This is a genomic window from Vibrio galatheae, assembly GCF_000967545.1.
Classification (GTDB): domain Bacteria; phylum Pseudomonadota; class Gammaproteobacteria; order Enterobacterales; family Vibrionaceae; genus Vibrio; species Vibrio galatheae.
On record NZ_JXXV01000025.1, the window covers coordinates 127,342 to 145,863 of the forward strand.

General features: G+C 45.1%; 18 protein-coding genes. 8 read left to right on the plus strand and 10 right to left on the minus strand.

Going from position 1 to position 18,522, the window contains the following annotated elements; all coding sequences use genetic code 11:
* Window positions 1-61: 61 nt before the first annotated feature.
* Window positions 62-781, plus strand: coding sequence for a purine-nucleoside phosphorylase (gene deoD, locus TW81_RS14260; RefSeq protein ID WP_045956398.1), 720 nt, complete (start codon window positions 62-64; stop codon window positions 779-781).
* 163 nt (window positions 782-944) lie between these two features.
* Here the strand turns inward: deoD and TW81_RS14265 are convergent, their stop codons facing one another.
* Window positions 945-1,550, minus strand: coding sequence for a YtjB family periplasmic protein (locus tag TW81_RS14265; RefSeq protein ID WP_045956399.1), 606 nt, complete (start codon window positions 1,548-1,550; stop codon window positions 945-947).
* A 104-nt stretch (window positions 1,551-1,654) separates the two neighbouring features.
* Here TW81_RS14265 and serB point away from each other — a divergent pair, with 104 nt between their 5' ends.
* Window positions 1,655-2,635 (plus strand): phosphoserine phosphatase, encoded by a 981-nt coding sequence (gene serB, locus TW81_RS14270; RefSeq protein ID WP_045956400.1) that lies wholly within the window; start codon window positions 1,655-1,657, stop codon window positions 2,633-2,635.
* 31 nt (window positions 2,636-2,666) lie between these two features.
* Here the strand turns inward: serB and TW81_RS14275 are convergent, their stop codons facing one another.
* The gene (locus TW81_RS14275; RefSeq protein ID WP_045956401.1) at window positions 2,667-5,021 is read right to left on the minus strand and encodes a PilZ domain-containing protein; all 2,355 of its coding nucleotides are present in this window, start codon (window positions 5,019-5,021) and stop codon (window positions 2,667-2,669) included.
* A gap of 153 nt (window positions 5,022-5,174) precedes the next feature.
* Here TW81_RS14275 and radA point away from each other — a divergent pair, with 153 nt between their 5' ends.
* Window positions 5,175-6,554 carry a DNA repair protein RadA gene (gene radA, locus TW81_RS14280; protein WP_045956402.1) on the plus strand — a complete coding sequence of 460 codons (1,380 nt, stop codon included), beginning with the start codon at window positions 5,175-5,177 and terminating at the stop codon, window positions 6,552-6,554.
* Between the two features lie 56 nt (window positions 6,555-6,610).
* Here radA and csdA read toward each other — a convergent pair whose 3' ends face one another.
* The 4 genes from csdA to TW81_RS14300 all read right to left on the minus strand — a co-directional run bounded on the left by csdA (window position 6,611) and on the right by TW81_RS14300 (window position 10,233).
* On the minus strand, window positions 6,611-7,822 hold the full coding sequence (gene csdA, locus TW81_RS14285) for a cysteine desulfurase CsdA (RefSeq protein WP_045956493.1): 1,212 nt from the start codon (window positions 7,820-7,822) through the stop codon (window positions 6,611-6,613).
* The gene (locus TW81_RS14290; protein ID WP_045956403.1) at window positions 7,822-8,421 is read right to left on the minus strand and encodes a DJ-1 family glyoxalase III; all 600 of its coding nucleotides are present in this window, start codon (window positions 8,419-8,421) and stop codon (window positions 7,822-7,824) included. The genes csdA and TW81_RS14290 overlap by 1 nt, the downstream gene beginning before the upstream one ends.
* Window positions 8,421-9,308, minus strand: a complete 888-nt coding sequence (panE, locus tag TW81_RS14295) for a 2-dehydropantoate 2-reductase (protein ID WP_045956404.1) — start codon at window positions 9,306-9,308, stop codon at window positions 8,421-8,423. The genes TW81_RS14290 and panE overlap by 1 nt, the downstream gene beginning before the upstream one ends.
* Window positions 9,309-9,420: 112 nt before the next feature.
* A complete protein-coding gene (locus tag TW81_RS14300; RefSeq protein WP_045956405.1) occupies window positions 9,421-10,233 on the minus strand; it encodes a nucleoside-specific channel-forming Tsx family protein in 813 nt (270 codons plus the stop codon).
* Window positions 10,234-10,577: 344 nt separating this feature from the next.
* Here TW81_RS14300 and TW81_RS14305 point away from each other — a divergent pair, with 344 nt between their 5' ends.
* The 3 genes from TW81_RS14305 to TW81_RS14315 all read left to right on the plus strand — a co-directional run bounded on the left by TW81_RS14305 (window position 10,578) and on the right by TW81_RS14315 (window position 12,472).
* Complete coding sequence (locus TW81_RS14305; protein WP_045956406.1) at window positions 10,578-11,159, plus strand: LON peptidase substrate-binding domain-containing protein; 582 nt, start codon at window positions 10,578-10,580, stop codon at window positions 11,157-11,159.
* A gap of 70 nt (window positions 11,160-11,229) precedes the next feature.
* The gene (locus TW81_RS14310) at window positions 11,230-11,808 is read left to right on the plus strand and encodes a sigma-70 family RNA polymerase sigma factor (protein ID WP_045956407.1); all 579 of its coding nucleotides are present in this window, start codon (window positions 11,230-11,232) and stop codon (window positions 11,806-11,808) included.
* 1 nt (window position 11,809) lies between these two features.
* Window positions 11,810-12,472: a ChrR family anti-sigma-E factor gene (locus tag TW81_RS14315; protein WP_045956408.1), complete on the plus strand. Its 663-nt coding sequence runs from the start codon at window positions 11,810-11,812 to the stop codon at window positions 12,470-12,472.
* Window positions 12,473-12,523: 51 nt separating this feature from the next.
* Here the strand turns inward: TW81_RS14315 and TW81_RS14320 are convergent, their stop codons facing one another.
* The 4 genes from TW81_RS14320 to TW81_RS14335 all read right to left on the minus strand — a co-directional run bounded on the left by TW81_RS14320 (window position 12,524) and on the right by TW81_RS14335 (window position 16,294).
* A complete protein-coding gene (locus TW81_RS14320; protein ID WP_045956409.1) occupies window positions 12,524-13,915 on the minus strand; it encodes an AmpG family muropeptide MFS transporter in 1,392 nt (463 codons plus the stop codon).
* A 71-nt stretch (window positions 13,916-13,986) separates the two neighbouring features.
* Window positions 13,987-14,532 (minus strand): peptidylprolyl isomerase, encoded by a 546-nt coding sequence (locus TW81_RS14325; protein WP_045956410.1) that lies wholly within the window; start codon window positions 14,530-14,532, stop codon window positions 13,987-13,989.
* Window positions 14,532-15,101: a YajG family lipoprotein gene (locus tag TW81_RS14330; protein WP_045956411.1), complete on the minus strand. Its 570-nt coding sequence runs from the start codon at window positions 15,099-15,101 to the stop codon at window positions 14,532-14,534. Before TW81_RS14330 ends, TW81_RS14325 begins: the two co-directional genes overlap by 1 nt.
* A 62-nt stretch (window positions 15,102-15,163) precedes the next feature.
* Window positions 15,164-16,294 carry a methyltransferase gene (locus TW81_RS14335; protein WP_045956412.1) on the minus strand — a complete coding sequence of 377 codons (1,131 nt, stop codon included), beginning with the start codon at window positions 16,292-16,294 and terminating at the stop codon, window positions 15,164-15,166.
* Window positions 16,295-16,432: 138 nt separating this feature from the next.
* Between TW81_RS14335 and bolA the strand changes: the two genes are divergently transcribed.
* Together bolA and TW81_RS14345 are read left to right on the plus strand one after the other, a co-directional pair.
* Complete coding sequence (gene bolA / locus TW81_RS14340) at window positions 16,433-16,741, plus strand: transcriptional regulator BolA (RefSeq protein ID WP_045956413.1); 309 nt, start codon at window positions 16,433-16,435, stop codon at window positions 16,739-16,741.
* A 434-nt stretch (window positions 16,742-17,175) separates the two neighbouring features.
* Window positions 17,176-18,516 carry a Na(+)-translocating NADH-quinone reductase subunit A gene (locus tag TW81_RS14345; RefSeq protein WP_045956414.1) on the plus strand — a complete coding sequence of 447 codons (1,341 nt, stop codon included), beginning with the start codon at window positions 17,176-17,178 and terminating at the stop codon, window positions 18,514-18,516.
* Window positions 18,517-18,522: the final 6 nt, after the last annotated feature.

Here is an 18,522-nt window from a genome sequence, read left to right on the forward strand (position 1 = left end):
TTGCCCCTCTATTCTTTTTTAATTACCAACAAAAATCCGAGTAACAAAAGGAAATTAAATCATGGCAACTCCACATATCAACGCTGAAATGGGTGCATTCGCTGATGTAGTTCTAATGCCGGGTGATCCACTACGTGCAAAATACATTGCGGAAACTTTCCTCGAAGATGTTGTACAGGTATGTGATGTACGCAACATGTACGGTTTCACAGGAACTTACAAAGGCCGCAAGATCTCAGTCATGGGACATGGTATGGGGATTCCATCGTGTTCAATTTACGCGACGGAATTGATCAAAGATTTTGGTGTGAAGAAAATTATCCGTGTTGGTAGCTGTGGCGCGGTAAGTGAAGATATCAAAGTGCGCGATGTGGTTATTGGCATGGGCGCATGTACTGACTCTAAGGTCAACCGCATTCGCTTCAAAGGCCATGACTTTGCAGCGATCGCTGACTACAAAATGGTTCGCGCAGCAGAAGATGCGGCAAAAGCGCGCGGCATTGAAGTTAAGGTGGGTAACCTTTTCTCTGCTGAACTTTTCTACACACCGGATCCTGACATGTTTGATGTTATGGATAAGTACGGCATCGTTGGCGTTGAAATGGAAGCGGCCGGTATTTATGGTGTATGTGCCGAGTACGGTGCAAAAGCGCTGACTATCTGTACGGTTTCAGACCATATTAAGACGGGTGAGCAAACCACGTCTGATGAGCGTCAGACAACGTTCAACGACATGATGATCGTTGCGCTAGATTCAGTACTTCTAGGCGACGAAGAGTAAAGAGTGAAATGCTGCGCTGCTAGCTCAGGCGTGTGCTTCGATCATTGCTCGTAGTCAGTGAGTCGGCCGTTGTAGGCAGTAATATCTCTTTTTTGAACTCATAGTCTCAATTGAAAAAGAAAGGGTTGGCGTGTGCCAACCCTTTTAATTTTCTCACTTGTTGCTACATATCTTTCAACAACAAGTTCTCACCATTACGTTTGCTTGGTTTACGGCGCACAATGATGGCAAGTAGCAGCCCTGCGATAAAACTAAGCCCGACCATGGTGTACATATAGCGATCACTTTTTCGATAGTAGTGATCGGAGAAAGCGGTCAGTTTTCCTGTTTCAAAGGTAACGCGCACAAAACCAATGACGGTTTCATCATGTAATATAGGATCGACAAGTTGCTGTTTTCCTATCCGAGCGGTTTGAAGTGGCGTGTCTAGTCCTAGCATCTCACGCAGCGATTTTGCCTCTTCACTGGCGGCCAATTTTACCCCTTCCGCATCATAGATCGTCGCGTCGACAACCAGCTCATCTTTCGCGAGTTGTTCGGAGAGTTGCAGTAGTCGCTCTTGATCTTGATTGATGATCATATCGCTCGCAGATAGCGAGGCTTGAGAGATAAGGATATTGGTTAAAGTCTCTAATTGGTTGATCTGAATCTGCTCATTTCCTTTGGTAATTTTGACACTGTTGGTTGCTATGGTTGCGACCATAGCAATCAGAGAAATTGTCGCGAGCACTTTGATCGCAGTACGAAAAGAAAATAGAGATGAGTCCATTTTTCACCTAAATAGAGCTTTATTATATTTTAGAGCATATTGAGACTTGCGCATCCAAATTGCAATAGGTTAACGTGTTGAGAGATTTTTTAGGAATAGCTGACATGGACACGTTAAAGACGCTCTCTATACGTAAATACATACCTCTTATTAATCGCTTACCCGAGGCTCGATTGGCGACTCAGTTTGACAAAGCTAGTGCTGGTTGGGTCGTTTTTGGTGAGTACCTTTGCCCGAGCCAATTCGAAGACATCGACTTCTTTGTCGGTTACTACAATGCCGTCGTCGATGTGTGGAAAGTGGGCAAATATGAAGTCGCGCTAATGGCCGGGACTTTGACCAAGCAGCATGAGGAAATTTTGCAAGCGTTAGCTCTCGACTATTCAACCTTGGTTGATATGCCTGATCTGACTAAACCGGGTTTAATTGTTCTTGATATGGACTCAACCGCAATCCAGATAGAGTGTATCGATGAAATTGCTAAACTCGCTGGCGTCGGGGAAGAAGTTGCAGAAGTGACTGAGCGCGCGATGCAAGGTGAATTAGACTTTGAGCAAAGTCTGCGTCAACGCGTCGGCAAGCTTGCGGGGGCGGATGAATCTATCTTAAGTGAAGTTCGTGCCGAGTTACCTTTGATGCCTGATTTACCTGAACTGATAGGGACATTGAAGCAATATGGTTGGAAAACTGCGATTGCTTCTGGCGGGTTCACTTATTTTTCTGATCATCTTAAGCAGTTGCTTGCCCTTGACCACGCGCAATCGAATCAGTTGGAAATTGTCGATGGCAAACTCACTGGACAAGTATTGGGTGAGGTTGTGTCGGCGCAGACCAAGGCGGATATTCTTGTCGACCTCGCTGACAAGTATGAGATCGAGTCGCACAACACCATTGCCGTGGGTGACGGGGCAAATGATTTGGTCATGATGGAAGCAGCAGGTTTGGGGATTGCGTACCACGCTAAACCTAAAGTAGAGCAACAAGCTAAAAGTGCGGTTCGCTACGCTGGCTTGGGCGGAATTATTTGTATTCTATCGGCGCTACTGGTGAAGCAAAAACGGGTGAGTTTTAAACCCCAGCCATAGAAGTGTAAAGCGAGGCCCTTGCCTCGCTTTATTATTTACTCAAGCCTAAACGGATTAAGACCTCTTCGGTAATATCGGTTAGTTCGCCGTAACCAACAATATTGTGAATGTCTTTTTCCAGACTGCGTGCGTGATGCATGCTGATTTGGGTCAATTCATCGAGGTCTTTTCGGACCAGAGCGGTAATGGGGTCAAATACTGGCGCGCCACATATTCGAATCGCGTAAAATTCGCCCATCGCTTGTGCTTTTTTAACAAACATCATACGCTGTTTCAGGTTCTCAAAATCCGTACTGAGTTTCGATTCGACGGATTGTATCCGAGTGCCAAACCTCGATGCGGTTAGATAGAGTTCGTGATATTGCGGTTGAGCCCCTTCAATTCGCTTCATTGGTTGGGCAAGTAAAGTGTTGGTGCGTCCTTTATATATCGGACCTAGTGAGAAGTTTTTTTCGTCACCAAGCTTCGCCAAAATAGCAAGGTAAGGCTTAAGCGGATAGTTAACACCGATGGCTTTGGGCCTTAGGCTTCCCGCTTTCTTTTCGATAAATAGCGGTGAACTCACCATCTTATCGAGCAGAATATCATGCAGCCCTTCAAGTAGAGCGTTACTCGGCAACAGCTCTTTTTTCGCGCTCAGTTTATCTTGGTTATGCTCGATCAATTTACCGAAAAAGGCGATGGTACGCATGATCTGGCTGTCAGCTATGATGGCGAGCTGCAACTGCTTGCCATTCGGGCTGACTCTGATCACCTGATAAGGAACTTCGCTGAGCGGTAACTTCTTGTCGTACAGTTGTAACTCTTTGAAGTTAATTGTGCACGTTTCACCCGCTTTCAGTTTGCATGGCGCTGTCAACACAACACTCACGCCGTGTTTAGAAATATCAACACTGTTCCCTTCGTAGAGCGTATTGTCGGGCTCTGTCAGTTGTAACGGTGATTTAAACTGATACCTAGGCTCTTTGCGACGAGATTTGGCGTCAAAATAGATACAGACAGGATTGTTTTCCGGATTGCGTGCATGTCTAAATGGATTCAGTTCACTGCTGGCGATACGTGGCTTTTCTGCGAGTAGATAGTCTTGGCTACTGGTCTCGTCTGCGATCTCCTGCAAAATACCACAGTGGGTAAGAGAGGCCGCTTCAAGATCAAGCTCACTGGTGTGTTGACCCAGAGCTTGCTTTTCTTCTGATGAGAGTTCAAATACCGACAACCTAAATACTTTCCAGCTCTTTTTCTTCGCGCCAATGTGCCAGAACAGTTGGCGTACTTCGCGCGTCGCTTCAGGCATCATCATCGAGAAAAAGAGCGTTTTATCTTGGTGCTCATGGGTGAAGGTATAGAACACATTGCTACTGCCTCTCATCCCTTCGGTAGTGAGCAAAGACATACGCTGATTGTTAAATAAGTTGCTCAGGCTTTGTTGGTTACGCTCGTCATGGAAGTATTGCCAGATTCTCTGGTTGTTTTCCGTCATTAACGCCAGCTTGAGTTCACTGCCACTAAAAAACACCGGCAGGTTACAGGTGTGTTTAAGGTAAGTATGTTCAAAGCCTCGTGCTCTAGCGCGAATGATTTTGTCTTGGTTATCGTGACGTGTTTTTTGACTATCGCTTTTGAGCAGTTGTTCAATAACAGCTTCAACCAGATTCGAATTATCGAGTTTTAACAAGCGCAGAAATTTAACCGCATCGTTTTCGTAAGATTCGTCTATCGCAACAATTCGGTAAGAGAGGGGGGAATCAATCCCTTCCAAATCTAGGGTCTTAGCCAACTCAACGAGACGAACATTAATGACTTCGCCAAGTTTGTAGTTAAATGCAGAAGGCACTTTGAATTTGGCGCCAGATGGAGAAAGATCGACCGTGACAGCATGCACGATTTGCCTGCTAAGCAGTTCAATCTCTATTTGTGAGGAGACTTTTAAACGGTTTTCTCGGCGTTTAAGGTCGTAGCCCATGATCATCGCTTCAACGTCGATGCCGTTGATACCATCGATGCCAGCCGTGATTTCTCTGCCTATCGGTTTGCCGCGCTTTTGCATTACGCGGAAATTGTTATGCGTATTGCATAAGGCCTCCCATACCCCTTCGGTATAGCCGCCAAACTTACGGGTATTTTTGTGGTAGGCGTTAAATGCCACGTCGTCGAGCCAATGCTTTAGACCGTCAAGGTCATACTCTCGACACTCTCCCTTTACTCGCCCGCGCAAATCGATAGGTTTTGTGCATGGGGCCATGACTCGGTTGAGTTCCATCTTGACGAGTATTTTAACCGACGGCGGATCTCCCTCAGTCATTTGACCGAGAAGAAATTCAAAATCTTCTGAATGGTAAGCGGGAATTAAACGTTCCGCTAGAGAGAGTATTTCTGGCTGCTGCATATTTTTTTGTTAGAGTATCCCTTACTCAAAATATCGACCTTGATATAAAGATCTTTAATGATATGTTACAGCGAATCAAGTAAAGATGTGTGAGTAAAGCAAGCACGGATAGTGTATGCATCACAATTACAGTATTTAGAAACCTGAGGTTACATGGCAAAAGCGAAAAGAGCATACGTTTGTAATGACTGTGGGGCGGACTTCCCCCGTTGGCAAGGGCAGTGCAATGCGTGTGGGGCATGGAATACGATAAGCGAGATACGCTTGGCTGCTTCACCGACCGTGGCGCGTAATGAACGCCTTTCTGGGTATGCAGGCGCAACCACTGAGGCAAAAGTTCAGACTCTGTCAGAAATTGACTTGCAGGAGGTCCCGCGTTTTACCAGTGGTTTTAAAGAGTTAGACCGCGTTTTAGGCGGTGGAGTGGTTCCGGGAGCTGCGATTCTTATCGGTGGTAATCCAGGAGCGGGTAAGTCGACACTGCTCTTACAAACCATGTGTTATCTCGCCTCGCAAATGCCTACTTTGTATGTTACTGGTGAGGAATCGTTGCAGCAGGTTGCCATGCGTGCATCCCGTTTAGGCTTACCGAAAGACAATTTAAAGATGCTCTCTGAAACCAATGTCGATCGCATCTGTCAGATTGCAGAAAAAGAGCAGCCGAAGATCATGGTCATTGACTCGATACAGGTCATGCATGTATCTGATGTTCAGTCTTCGCCAGGCAGTGTGGCTCAGGTTCGTGAAGCTGCGACAGCGCTAACTCGCTACGCTAAACAAAATAACGTTTCTGTTTTTATCGTTGGTCACGTAACGAAAGATGGCACGTTGGCGGGGCCGAAAGTGCTCGAACATATCATTGATTGCTCTGTATTACTTGATGGCGGTACAGACAGCCGCTTTAGAACCTTACGTAGCCACAAAAACCGCTTTGGGGCCGTTAACGAACTGGGTGTCTTTGCCATGACAGGGCAGGGATTAAAAGAGGTGAGTAACCCTTCTGCTATCTTCTTGTCACGTGGAGAGGAAGAAACTTCAGGTAGCTCGGTAATGGTTGTTTGGGAAGGGACACGCCCACTGTTGGTCGAAATTCAAGCGCTGGTGGATTACTCGCAGCTGGCCAATCCTCGCCGAGTGGCCGTCGGCCTTGAACAAAACAGATTGTCATTGCTGCTAGCGGTATTGCACAAGCATGGTGGCTTACAAATGGCGGATCAAGACGTGTTTGTTAACGTTGTCGGTGGGGTGAAAGTAACGGAAACCAGTGCGGATCTGGCTTTGGTGATGGCTTTGCTGTCAAGCTTTAGAGACCGAGCCCTACCTAAAGATGTGGTGGTGTTTGGTGAAGTCGGTCTAGCGGGAGAAATTCGTCCGGTACCAAGTGGTCAGGAGCGTTTGAATGAAGCGTTTAAACATGGTTTTAAGAAAGCGATTGTTCCTGCTGCCAATATGCCCAAGGGCGGTATCGCGGGGATGCAAATCCATGGTGTGAAAAAGCTTTCTGAAGCGATAGAAGCTTTTGATGAGCTTTAAAGTAAAGCTCATCAAAATAGAGGGTTGATATAGTATCAACCCTCTATTTTTTTTTATTACAACATACCCACGGCTTTTTCGACGGCGTTGATCAGCCTGTCGACATCTTCTAACGTGTTGTATAGCGCAAATGAAGCACGAATAGTGCCTTTTACGCCCAATGCATCCATTAGCGGATGAGCGCAGTGATTGCCTGCTCTTACCGCGATGCCTTGCTGATCGAGCAGAGTCGCGACATCTTGGTGATGCACTCCGTCAACGATAAACGAAATAACGGAGGATCCGCGCTGAAAACCAAGGATTTCAACATCGTCGATTTGCTCAAGCCCTTGGTGAGCTCGTTCAACTAATTGTTCGATGTGTTGCTCGATTAGGGCTTGATCGAGAGATGCATACCAGTTAATTGCTTTAGCTAATGCAATTGCGCCGGCAACGTTAGGTGTACCCGCTTCAAACTTTCCAGGCACGCCGGTGAAGGTCGTACCGTTGAATGAGACTTTCTCGACCATTTTGCCGCCACCATGCCAAGGTGGCATCGCTTCAAGCAGACTAAGTTTGCCATAAAGAACGCCTATCCCTGCTGGCGCAAATAACTTATGGCCTGAAAATACATAAAAGTCAGCGTCCAGTGCTTGCACATCGACACATTCATGTACGATGCCTTGAGCACCATCGACGACGACAATCGCGTTGTGTTGATGGGCTATTTCGATGACTTGCTCAACCGGCTGTCTGGTTCCTGTCACATTAGTGATGTGCGCTAAGGCGACGATCTTTGTTCTGCCATTAATGAGTGACTTAAATTTGGCAAAATCCAACTGACACTCATTCGTCATCGGAATCTTGACCACGCTGGCACCTGTTTGCTGTGCCACAATTTGCCATGGCACGATATTGGCGTGGTGCTCCAGCTCACTGATGAGGATTTCGTCGCCGGGCTTGAGTGTTGAGCGCGCATAAGTTTGAGCAATCAAGTTCAGCGCTTCTGTTGCCCCGCGAGTCCAGATGATCTCTTTGCTCGATTTTGCGCTAATGAAGCTTGCAACACGCTCGCGAGCTGATTCAAATTCACTAGTGGCTTTAGCGGTTAAGCTGTGGCTGCCGCGATGGACGTTAGCATTCTGCTGACTGTAATAGTCACCGATGGACTCAATAACGCACCGAGGTTTTTGACTGGTGGCAGCGCTATCTAAATAGACTAACCTTTGCTGATTGACTTGTTGGTTTAATGCTGGAAATTGCGCTGCGATATGGGCTGCATCGAACATCATTCATCACCCACTTTGTGATAGTGCAGTGTTGGTAAGGTCACCATCGGCTCTGCAACGGTCCAGGCATGTTTTTTGCCCGACAAATTGATAATAATTTCCATAGCAAATTCGAGCGCAGTACCCGGCCCTTGGCTAGTGAGTAAATTATGGTTCACATCATAAGTGACACGCTTTACACGCCAGTTTTGTTTGGCAATATGGCTTTCAAAGCTAGGGTGACATGTCATTAAGGCGTCTGGGTAGAGATTGTGATGAGCTAAAACCAGAGCGGGGGCGGCGCAGATGGCAGCAACTAATTTACCTTCGTACATCTGTTGACGTACGATTTCTATTAATACTGTGCTATCACGAAAGATTTCCGAACCGTCTACGCCACCAGGTAGTATGACGGCATCAAACTCGTCATCCGCAACATCAACCAGTTTGCAATCGGCACTTAACATCACGCCTCGCGAAGCTTTCATTGTTAGCTGACCATCAAAGTCGGCACTGGCAACGATCACTTCGTAGCCTGCGCGCACCATCATGTCGATAATGGTGACAGCTTCCATTTCTTCGCTACCCGGTGCAATAGGGACAAGTACTTTTTTCGTCATTATAGATTCCAACTTTGTTCTATCTGTTTGATCGCTTGATACAGTTCGAGGTTTTTCGGCAATGAAATGCCGTGGCTTTTTGCACATTGCAGCAAGTAGCCGGTAATGAAGTCTATCTCGCTTGGCCGATGATGGAAAATATCTTGCTGCATGGAAGAGTGATTCTTCGCTGTGGCCGCAATCACGTGATCGACGGTCTGCCCCAGTTCATCGCGAGATATCGCAATCTGCTCTGCGCGCAATATCAGGTATACCTCATCGAGAACTTGAGATATTACAGCTGGATAGGGCTGCGATGTCAGTTGACCGTTGGTGATCTGATTGATTGCCGTCAATGGGTTAATCGCACAGTTGATCGCCAGTTTGATCCACAACGCATGGTCAATCTTAGGGTTCCAATGGGTGTCGGGTAGAGCATGATTGAAGACCGATTCGAGAAATGAGCACTGACTGCCAGATTGGTTGTAACCGCCAAGTTGAGTTTGTCCCTTTCCTGTATGCACCACACTCTGCTTACTGGGCTTAAACGCGCCATGCGTTGTGGTTGCGAGTACCAAAGGATTTTTCGGCAATAAGGATTGGAGTGACTCGGCTGTGCCCATGCCATTGTGCATCAAAACCAGAATTGTATCGTGGTGGATGTGGGCGATAAGTGGACTTAGCGCTTGTTCTACCTGCCACGCTTTGACCGTGACGAGTATGAGATCGGCATGCTTGATTTCACTCAGATTACGATTTGAAAATTGCTGGGCTGGCTGGTCTCCCAGTTGAAGAGCGAGTATTTTCTCTGATGAGGTCGACCACAATGAAACATTGTGACCTGCCGTTTTTAATTTGATTGCCCATAATGAACCAATGGCACCAGGGCCGACGATTGCAATATTCACTGCATGCTCGCAAATAGATCTATTTGCTCAAAGGATAATGTCTGTAAATGGGAAAGCAATAAAAATGGCACCTCAAGGTGCCATTTTCAATTTATTTACTTAGTAAGCGCGATTAGAACTTGTAAGTAACTGCAAAGTAGTGACCAACACCTGAAGAATCGTTAGTTTGTGCTGAGTTCCAAGGAACTGCTGCACCATCTTCAAAGCCGTATACGTCGTTGAATAGTTTCAGACCGTAACCAACCGCAAAGCGGTCAGAGTGCCAGTAGATACCGTTAAACATTGCAGTACCAGTGCTTGATTGAGAGTACTCGTCTTTCATACCAAATTGGAAATCTAGGTAACCTTGGTAAGAGATAAATGAACCGTTCTCGAAGAAGTAGAATGGTTTGAACCAGTTAGTTGATAGCTGGTAACCGTTCCAGTCTTTTTTAGAGTTGTCGTAGTTACCGTATAGGTTTAGGCCCATTTTGCCTAGCCAAGGTGCATTGATGTCAGAGCCTAGACCAATTTTGTATTGGCCTTCGCTAGAACCACCGTAGAAAATCATTTCAGAAGCAACGTAAACTTCTTGTACTGGGCCGAAAGATAGGTCTTTACCAGTTACTGCATCTAGAGACATACGAGGTGCAAACTTCATGAACAATTTGTCAGAGCCTGATTTATCGCTGCTAGAGTTGCCAGTAATGTTGAAGTAATCAACGTAGCCGTATAGATCGAAGATACCTGAACGACCACCAAATTCCATTTCTAGGTAATCGTGAGTAGATTCTTTACCAGGACCTTTCTCGTTTACCGCCGCCATTAAGTTGAACTGCATCCATTTGTAGTCGTTTTTATGGATATCGCCGTCAGTATAATCTGCTGCCATTGCTGGTGCTGAAACTGCTGCAACAACACCAAGAGCTAAAAGTGATTTACGCATAGTGGAAACTCTCTATAGTTTGTTAGTTTAAATATTCACTGAATACTTACTTAGTTGCACATTCTCGGTTGTGCTTTATGGGATGGATAATATAGACATTAATCTCAAAATCCATGTGCAACTAGTGTAAAAAAATCTAAAACCATAGATCTAGATCTCATTAATGAGCTAAAAGTTAATATGTAACGGAACTTTCATTTTATTGCACAAAAAGTGATGCGGGTATCGTTTACGCAAACGTTGGCTCTAATTTTTATGCTTATCAAGTATTCAACAGATTTGGTGAATGATCGGGTTGCCGTGTTGTAACGTAATGGTTAATGAGATGAATAGGAGAGGCAGTTATGGCTGAAGTTATGCTTTTTCCCCTAAGCTCTATCGTGTTGCCTGAGGGGAAAATGCGCTTAAGGATCTTTGAACCGCGTTACAAACGTTTGGTCTCTCAAGCGATGAAATCAGATGGAACATTTAGCGTGTGCTTGTTCGACAAAACGGATGAAGGTGTGGGCCGCGAGCTATCGAAAATCGGCACTTTAGTCAAAATTGTCGATTTTGAGTTACTTGATGATGGATTATTGGGGATTTCTGTTACCGGGATAAAAAAGCTATTTATTGATAGCATCAGGGTTGAATTTGATGGCTTGCGCTACGCTAGCGTAAGTTGGTTGCCGAGCTGGGAAGTGGCTAAGGTCGCACCTGAAGTTGAACCTTTGTGTCATTATTTAGATCGTGTTTACCAACAATTTCCAGATATCGGTGATTTGTATCAACAGAAATTTTTTGACGATGCGAGTTGGGTTAGTCAGCGTTGGTTAGAAATACTGCCGTTAACCAATCAACAGTTGGATCAGCTAGCGATGCAACCCGATTGTTCAACTTCTATGGCGTTTTTAAAACAGGCACTGATGAATGAGGCCACAAAGTGATCCTGTTTTTAGGTTTGGCGTATAACGATCAATAAGTTCAATCAGCACAAGAGCAATGAAGGATATCGATATGGACAATCTGGATCCCCAAGCTTTTTCTCGAAAGGATTGGGCATTGTGCATGGATAAAATCAAACAGCAGGATCAACAAGCTTTTTCACTGGTTTTCTATCATTTTTCACCGCGTTTAAAGCAGTTTGTTTTTCGCCACATGGGCAATGAACAAGTGGCACTTGAGATTGTTCAAGAAGCGATGGCAACGGTATGGCAGAAAAGCAGTTTATTTGATGGAGAGAAAAGTTCGTTGTCGACGTGGATATATACCATAGCCCGTAATCTGTGTTTCGACACGTTACGCAAGCAAAAGGGCAAAGAAGCACATATCCATTCGGAAGATATCTGGCCTAATGATTACTGTCCACCCGATATGGTCGAGCATTATTCTCCCGAAACTGAACGGCTCAAACAGCAAATCGTAAAATATTTAGACCAGTTGCCCGAGGCACAGAAAAAAGTCGTCAAAGCTGTTTATCTTGAAAATTTACCCCATCAACAGGTAGCGGATATGCTTGATATACCGCTTGGAACCGTTAAATCAAGGCTACGCTTAGCCGTAGAAAAACTCCGCAATTCTATAGAGGCAGATTAGTATGAGTTATCATCCACAAACATCGATGTTAGAAGCTTACGCTCAAGGCATACTCGATGATGTGAGTGCCTTTACTGTCGCCACTCACGTTGAAGGGTGTCCACAGTGTCGCCAATTTGTTAAGCAGGTCGAAGCCCAGTGCGGTGAAGAACTATTGAGTACCAGTGCAGACTTTGAACTGGGGCTAGAAAGTATGTTTGACAGTATCGTTTGTTTGGAGCAAAACAGTGAACCTTTGAGGCTACCGAGAATGCCAATATTTGTTGAGGTGAATGGTAAAAGCTTTAGGCTGCCGCTTTCTCTCTCTCGTTTTAAAGACAGAATTGGAGATTGGAAAAGTTATGGTGGAAAAGTCTACAGTGCCCCAATCGATATTTCAGATCGTGCACGAGTTAACTTGATGTATATTGCTGAAGATGTCGCAATTCCTCAGCACACTCACAAGGGGTTAGAAGCGACTTTAGTTATACATGGTCGTTTTAGTGATGAAGACGGAAATTACCAAGTCGGTGATTTCTTGCTCAAAGATGGCTCTATCAAACACAGCCCTTATACTCGCGCTGGGGAAGATTGTTTGTGTCTCACGGTGTTGACAGAACCTATGCTGTTCACTCAAGGGGTGGCGAGAGTGTTCAATCTTTTCGGCAAAGGCTTGTACCCTTAGAACTTAGCAAAGTGGTAAAAGAAAGGCTTGGATATTCCAAGCCTTTTCTGTTTATGTTTCGGAGGTTGTTTGTTGTTGCGATTCCTTGCTGTCGCGCTCTCTTGCTCTATCGAGCATGTCATTGAAGTAATGTCGGAGTGAGTAGAGCATTATCAGGCTAGGTATGACCATGACCGCCGTTAAGATAAAGAAGGTTGACCAGTCATTGAGGTAATCAACAAGCTCGCCAGAGAATGAGGCCAAGGTCGTGCGGCCAAAGTTACCTAAAGAAGCTAACAAGGCGTATTGGGTGGCAGAGAAAGCTTGTCCGGTTACTACAGTCAAAAACGAGACAAAGGCGACGGTTGAGAAAGCGGAAGTGAAGTTGTCGACTACCAGTGTTGCTAAGAACAACTGCTCGTTTGGCCCGACTTGTGCAATCCAGGCAAACATCAAATTGCTTGATGCCATTGCAATACCGCCGATCATCAGGCCACGAACAATGCCGAATTTCACATTGACCATACTGCCGATTAACGTAAACAGAATGGTTAAGCCCCAACCAATCAATTTTGAGTAGTAGCCAATTTGCTCATTGCTAAAGCCTATCTCTTTATAGAAGGTGATCGACATTCTACCTAAGAATGCTTCGCCGATTTTAAACAGGAACACAAACAGCAAAAGAGTCAGGGCAACGCGGAAACCATTACGTTTGAAGAAATCAAGGAAAGGCTCAACCACGGTAACGGTCAACCAAGCAAGTGCTCGATTGCCTACGACTTGATTGTGGCGTTGTTCCGCTTGTGCTTGTAGTGAATCCCTTTGAGTATGAGGTTCGCCAGTTAGCAGAGTGAATAGCATCAATACGCCAACGATAGCGGCCATGCCGTAATAGACCCCATTCCAACCAATCGCATCCGCGTTAATAAAGGCTAAATAGCCAGGTACGGAATAACCTGTCCACCAGCCGATAACTGCCATTGCCGAGGCTTGTGGTAGTTTGGAAGGTTCAGACTTGGGAAAACTATCAATTCGATACGCATCGATAGCGATATCTTGAGTGGCGGAAGAGATGGCAATACCGAGTGCTAGCATGGAAGTCAGCATGAGGTTCTCTGAAGGATTAACGCCTGCTATCAGTAAGGTGCAGACCAAGACGACCGACTGACAGAGAAATACCCAACTTCGCCGTTGACCTAGCATGGCATGCAGTACAGGAAGCCGCACGCGGTCAACCAATGGTGCCCAAAGAAAGTTAATGGCATAGACGGCAAACACGCTACCAAAGTAACCGATAGCAGCACGAGTTAAGCCAGCATCTTTGAGCCAACCAGACATATTTGAGCCGATCAATACCCAAGGGAAACCACTTGAGCAACCCAGCATAAAGACCCACATCAGGCGTTTGTCCATATAGCTTCGAATCGTTTCTAGCCAAGTCATGGAAGGGGAGTCAGAAGACATACTCTATTCCTTGTTGAGTTTCCGGTATGCGAGAAAAAGGCTCCAACCAAGATGGTCAGAGCCTAGAGGTGCTACTTAAGAAGAGTTGCTTTAGTAATAATGATTGGCTCGACTGGGACATCACGATAACGCCCAACAGAGTGAGTCGGCTTTTTGCCCATCTGTTGGATGACATCAAAGCCTTGCGTCACTTGACCAAACACCGCATAACCTGGTGGGCGCTGGTCATAATCGAGGAAGTTATTATCTGTAAAGTTGATAAAAAATTGGCGTGTCGCTGAGTTTGGATTGTTCGTCCGAGCCATCGCGATGGTCGCCGTATTGTTTTTCAATCCGTTTGACGCTTCATTCTGAATCGGAGAATAAGTGGCAAGCGGTTTCATCTCTTGGTCGAAACCACCGCCCTGTGCCATAAAGTTAGGAATCACGCGGTGAAACTGCGAGCCAACATAACTGCCGTCATCGACATACTTTAAAAAGTTAGCAACGGTAATCGGCGCTTTATCTTGGTTTAACTCGATGGTAAAAGCGCCAAGATTGGTTTCAAACTCTACTTTTGGGCCTGCAAATACAAAACTGCTGACTAAAGCAAGTGAGGCAATCGCCGCTTTCCACATTAGAAACGCTCCTGCATATAGTTTTGAAGTTCACGATCGTTGGACACTTCTTGCAGTACTAGGTTGATTACATCGTTAAGCACTTCTTCGATCTCTTCATTTGATGCGCTTAATGCGCCAGTACGCTTAGCCGTACCAGTGTAGGTCTTAACCAGTTTGCCTTGAGGCGTTTCAGCGGTGATTTGTAACACCACTTTGCCGTCCATCTGGTTTTCCATCACACTGTGCTTGACAGAAACCAGCGCTTCTTGAACTTCAACTTCAACCGAATTTTCGCTATTAACTGTGCTACGGAAACCTTGTGACTTAAATTGATCCAGCAAAGCGTTCTCTATTGAGATACGAACATTTTGCTTGGAGTGTATTGGCTCAATGTTCGAACGACCGCTATCAACCAAGGCAACATACTGTGCTGAACGCATATCTTTGCTGGTAAGCGTAAAAGCGGCATCTTGCACGATATCACTGTTGCTCAATACTGCTTTCGGCATGAAGTTAATTTGCTCTTGCTGTGGTGCGCTACACGCAGCAAGCAATGCCATTGACGCGACCAGAACCAGTTTTCTCATTGTAATTTCCTTTGTTGTTAACTCTGTGAGCCTACTGAAACGTATAGACAGATAATAGTGAACTATTTAGTCGCTTGTAAAATAACAAATTTCTTATTGGAAGCGACAACATTTACGTTCGGCTTACCAAACAGTCTAGCTAGCTTTCCATCGTAGCCGAGGTGACGGTTGCCGATAACTAATAATTGCCCACCAACACTAAGAATTTGCTTTGCATCACAGAACATCTGCCAAGCAATGTGATCGGTAATCGCCTGTTGCTGGTGGAAGGGCGGGTTACACAACACCATATCGAGCGATTTTTCGCTCATACCATCCAAACAGTTATTCGCGATACAGGTGAACTCTCGCTGAGATCCTAAATTGGTGAGCAGGTTTTGCCGCGCCGATTCCACCGCCATAAAACTCTCATCAACACAAGTAATCTTGAGCTGCGGGTTGAGTTGGCCCATTTTTACCGATAGCACACCATTGCCACAACCTAAGTCGAGGACATGTTTGAGTGATGAGTTTTGCGGTAAATGCTCAAGCATAAAGCGTGCGCCCAAATCTAAACTCTCACCAGAATAGACATTAGGTAGATTATTTAGCTCGATTTGCTGGTTATCGACCTGCCATCGAGTATCAGGTGACACATCAATTACGGTAGGAGTGTCGGCCTGACAAAACACAAGGCGGTGTTTTTTCCATGCCAGAGAGGTTTTGCTTTCACCCAGGTACTTATCAAACAGTTTCAGTGTTGAACTGTGAATTTCTTTGGCTTTATTGACGGCAATAATTGGCACTGTTGCGTTTAAAACACGGCGAAGTCGACTCAAAAGCCAAGTTAAATGTCGATTACTTTTAGGCAGTTGGAATAGTACCAAATCAATATTACTCGGAACTTCTTCCATGGTCGTCATATAGGTAATCTCTGGGCATTGATTGAGACTTAAGTTCTCTTTTGTCCCTTGATGAGAGATAAATGAGTCACTCATGAGTGTGACATTGTGCGACTGACTGAACCAACAACTCAAGGCGCCAAAGTGATCATTGATGATAAGAATATTTTGGCCGGGTGCTAAATTCATTTCCTCGACGTGGTTGATTAGATATTCGTCCCCAGCATCCCATGCTTGAAGCGTTTCTTGGTTTCTTTTGGGATAGCGTAATAGAGAAAGGGTACGCTCATGTAGCGTAAGCTCGGTTTTCATAGTAGCAATGCCAACTGGTCATCAATGGGTAAATTGTCGCAAAAGCTGACGGTAGAGGAAACTAAAACCTTTAGCTTTATTGGTTAGACGCTTATTATCAAGCATTACACAGTTGTTCATATCTGATGGTGAATACCGATGATACAAGAAATTATAGAAAGTAAGTTGAGTGAGGCTTTTAATCCAGATCACCTAAGCGTGGTTAATGAAAGCTATATGCACAACGTGCCGGCAGGGTCTGAAAGTCACTTTAAAGTTGTGATTGTGAGTGAGAAGTTTGCTGGGGCGCGATTGATCGCTCGTCATCGTCAAGTTAACCAAGTGCTTGCGGATGAGTTAGCTAACCACATTCACGCATTATCGATGCACACTTACACGGGAGCTGAGTGGCAAGAACAAAACCAGCTCGCCCCAGATAGCCCAATGTGTCTCGGTGGTTCAAAATAACATACAAAATAGGGTAGCGTTTGCTACCCTTTTTCATTAGTTGCGTAATGTTGACATTAACAAGGTAGAAACAAAATCACGCGATGTTTAGTTTTAAAACAGATTGTTTCACCCTGTGAATGAATCTAAAAAATAATGAATTTCGCGCAGTTTTACGTTTGTGCGGTGGCTCAAAATTATGACTATTCCTTACGCTTTTGAACCTTATTCGTACAAAATATCTCTGTTAATCATAGTATTCATCATGGCGTCTAGTTCCCAAAAGATGATAGACTATCGCACCTGATAAATCTCACTTCTTCCTTGTAGTGAGATTTTTAATAGGATGTTGCGATTTTGGTGTTTAAAACTTCACCAAAACCGGACACTAGTGTCGTGTCTAAAAGTTACGCAAACAAAGAATCTTTTTCCCGATAAAAGTAGTGCAAGTGCGTATGATTACAATAAAGAAGGGTTTGGACCTTCCTGTAGCAGGAACTCCTACCCAGGTGATTAATGATGGTAAAACCATCAAAAAAGTCGCCTTGCTTGGCGAAGAGTACGTCGGCATGCGTCCTACTATGCATGTCCGCGTAGGCGATGAAGTAAAGAAAGCTCAAGTTCTTTTTGAAGATAAGAAGAATCCGGGAGTGAAATTTACTTCACCAGCAGCTGGTAAAGTGATCGAGGTTAACCGTGGCGCTAAGCGTGTACTTCAATCTGTAGTGATTGAAGTCGCAGGTGAAGAGCAGGTGACATTCGATAAGTTTGAAGCTGAAAAACTAGCAGGTCTTGACCGTGAAACGGTTAAAGCTCAACTGGTTGAATCAGGTCTTTGGACTGCTTTACGTACTCGTCCGTTCAGCAAGGTTCCAGCAATCGAATCTTCTACACAGGCTATTTTCGTAACTGCTATGGATACTAATCCACTGGCAGCTCAGCCTGAGTTGATCATTAATGAACAAAAAGAAGCGTTCGTTGCAGGTTTAGATCTGCTTTCAACTCTGACTGATGGCAAGGTTTACGTATGTAAATCTGGTACTAGTCTTCCTCGTTCTTCTCAGCCTAATGTTGAAGAACACGTATTTGATGGCCCTCACCCAGCAGGTCTTGCTGGCACTCACATGCATTTCCTTTACCCAGTGAATGCTGAAAATGTGGCGTGGAGTATCAACTATCAAGACGTTATTTCGTTCGGTAAGTTGTTCCTAACTGGTGAACTTTATACTGACCGTGTTATTTCTCTGGCTGGCCCAGTAGTGAATAACCCTCGACTTGTTCGTACAACTCTTGGTGCTAGCCTTGAGGATGTGACTGACAGCGAGCTTATGCCAGGTGAAGTTCGTGTGATTTCTGGTTCAGTACTAAGCGGTACACATGCAACTGGTCCTCATGCATACCTAGGTCGTTACCACGTACAGGTTTCTGTATTACGTGAAGGCCGTGAAAAAGACCTGTTCGGTTGGGCAATGCCTGGCAAGAACAAGTTCTCAATTACTCGCTCATTCCTTGGTCACGTATTCAAAGGTCAGTTGTACAATATGACAACGACGACCAATGGTAGTGATCGTTCAATGGTTCCAATTGGCAACTACGAACGCGTAATGCCTCTAGATATGGAACCAACTCTGCTACTTCGTGATCTGTGTGCAGGTGACACTGACAGCGCTCAAGCGCTTGGTGCACTCGAGCTAGACGAAGAAGATTTAGCATTGTGTACCTTTGTGTGTCCAGGTAAATACGAATATGGCGTACTGCTTCGTGAATGCCTAGATACCATCGAGAAGGAAGGGTAATTTTTC

Coding starts and splice junctions, on each gene's coding strand:
- TW81_RS14265 (WP_045956399.1), bottom strand. CDS start 1,550: ATGGACTCATCTCTATTTTCTTTTCGTACTGCGATCAAAGTGCTCGCG.
- TW81_RS14315 (WP_045956408.1), top strand. CDS start 11,810: ATGAGTTATCATCCACAAACATCGATGTTAGAAGCTTACGCTCAAGGC.
- TW81_RS14345 (WP_045956414.1), top strand. CDS start 17,176: ATGATTACAATAAAGAAGGGTTTGGACCTTCCTGTAGCAGGAACTCCT.
- TW81_RS14275 (WP_045956401.1), bottom strand. CDS start 5,021: ATGCAGCAGCCAGAAATACTCTCTCTAGCGGAACGTTTAATTCCCGCT.
- csdA (WP_045956493.1), bottom strand. CDS start 7,822: ATGTTCGATGCAGCCCATATCGCAGCGCAATTTCCAGCATTAAACCAA.
- TW81_RS14320 (WP_045956409.1), bottom strand. CDS start 13,915: ATGTCTTCTGACTCCCCTTCCATGACTTGGCTAGAAACGATTCGAAGC.
- radA (WP_045956402.1), top strand. CDS start 5,175: ATGGCAAAAGCGAAAAGAGCATACGTTTGTAATGACTGTGGGGCGGAC.
- bolA (WP_045956413.1), top strand. CDS start 16,433: ATGATACAAGAAATTATAGAAAGTAAGTTGAGTGAGGCTTTTAATCCA.
- TW81_RS14300 (WP_045956405.1), bottom strand. CDS start 10,233: ATGCGTAAATCACTTTTAGCTCTTGGTGTTGTTGCAGCAGTTTCAGCA.
- deoD (WP_045956398.1), top strand. CDS start 62: ATGGCAACTCCACATATCAACGCTGAAATGGGTGCATTCGCTGATGTA.
- TW81_RS14305 (WP_045956406.1), top strand. CDS start 10,578: ATGGCTGAAGTTATGCTTTTTCCCCTAAGCTCTATCGTGTTGCCTGAG.
- TW81_RS14325 (WP_045956410.1), bottom strand. CDS start 14,532: ATGTGGAAAGCGGCGATTGCCTCACTTGCTTTAGTCAGCAGTTTTGTA.
- serB (WP_045956400.1), top strand. CDS start 1,655: ATGGACACGTTAAAGACGCTCTCTATACGTAAATACATACCTCTTATT.
- TW81_RS14330 (WP_045956411.1), bottom strand. CDS start 15,101: ATGAGAAAACTGGTTCTGGTCGCGTCAATGGCATTGCTTGCTGCGTGT.
- TW81_RS14335 (WP_045956412.1), bottom strand. CDS start 16,294: ATGAAAACCGAGCTTACGCTACATGAGCGTACCCTTTCTCTATTACGC.
- TW81_RS14310 (WP_045956407.1), top strand. CDS start 11,230: ATGGACAATCTGGATCCCCAAGCTTTTTCTCGAAAGGATTGGGCATTG.
- TW81_RS14290 (WP_045956403.1), bottom strand. CDS start 8,421: ATGACGAAAAAAGTACTTGTCCCTATTGCACCGGGTAGCGAAGAAATG.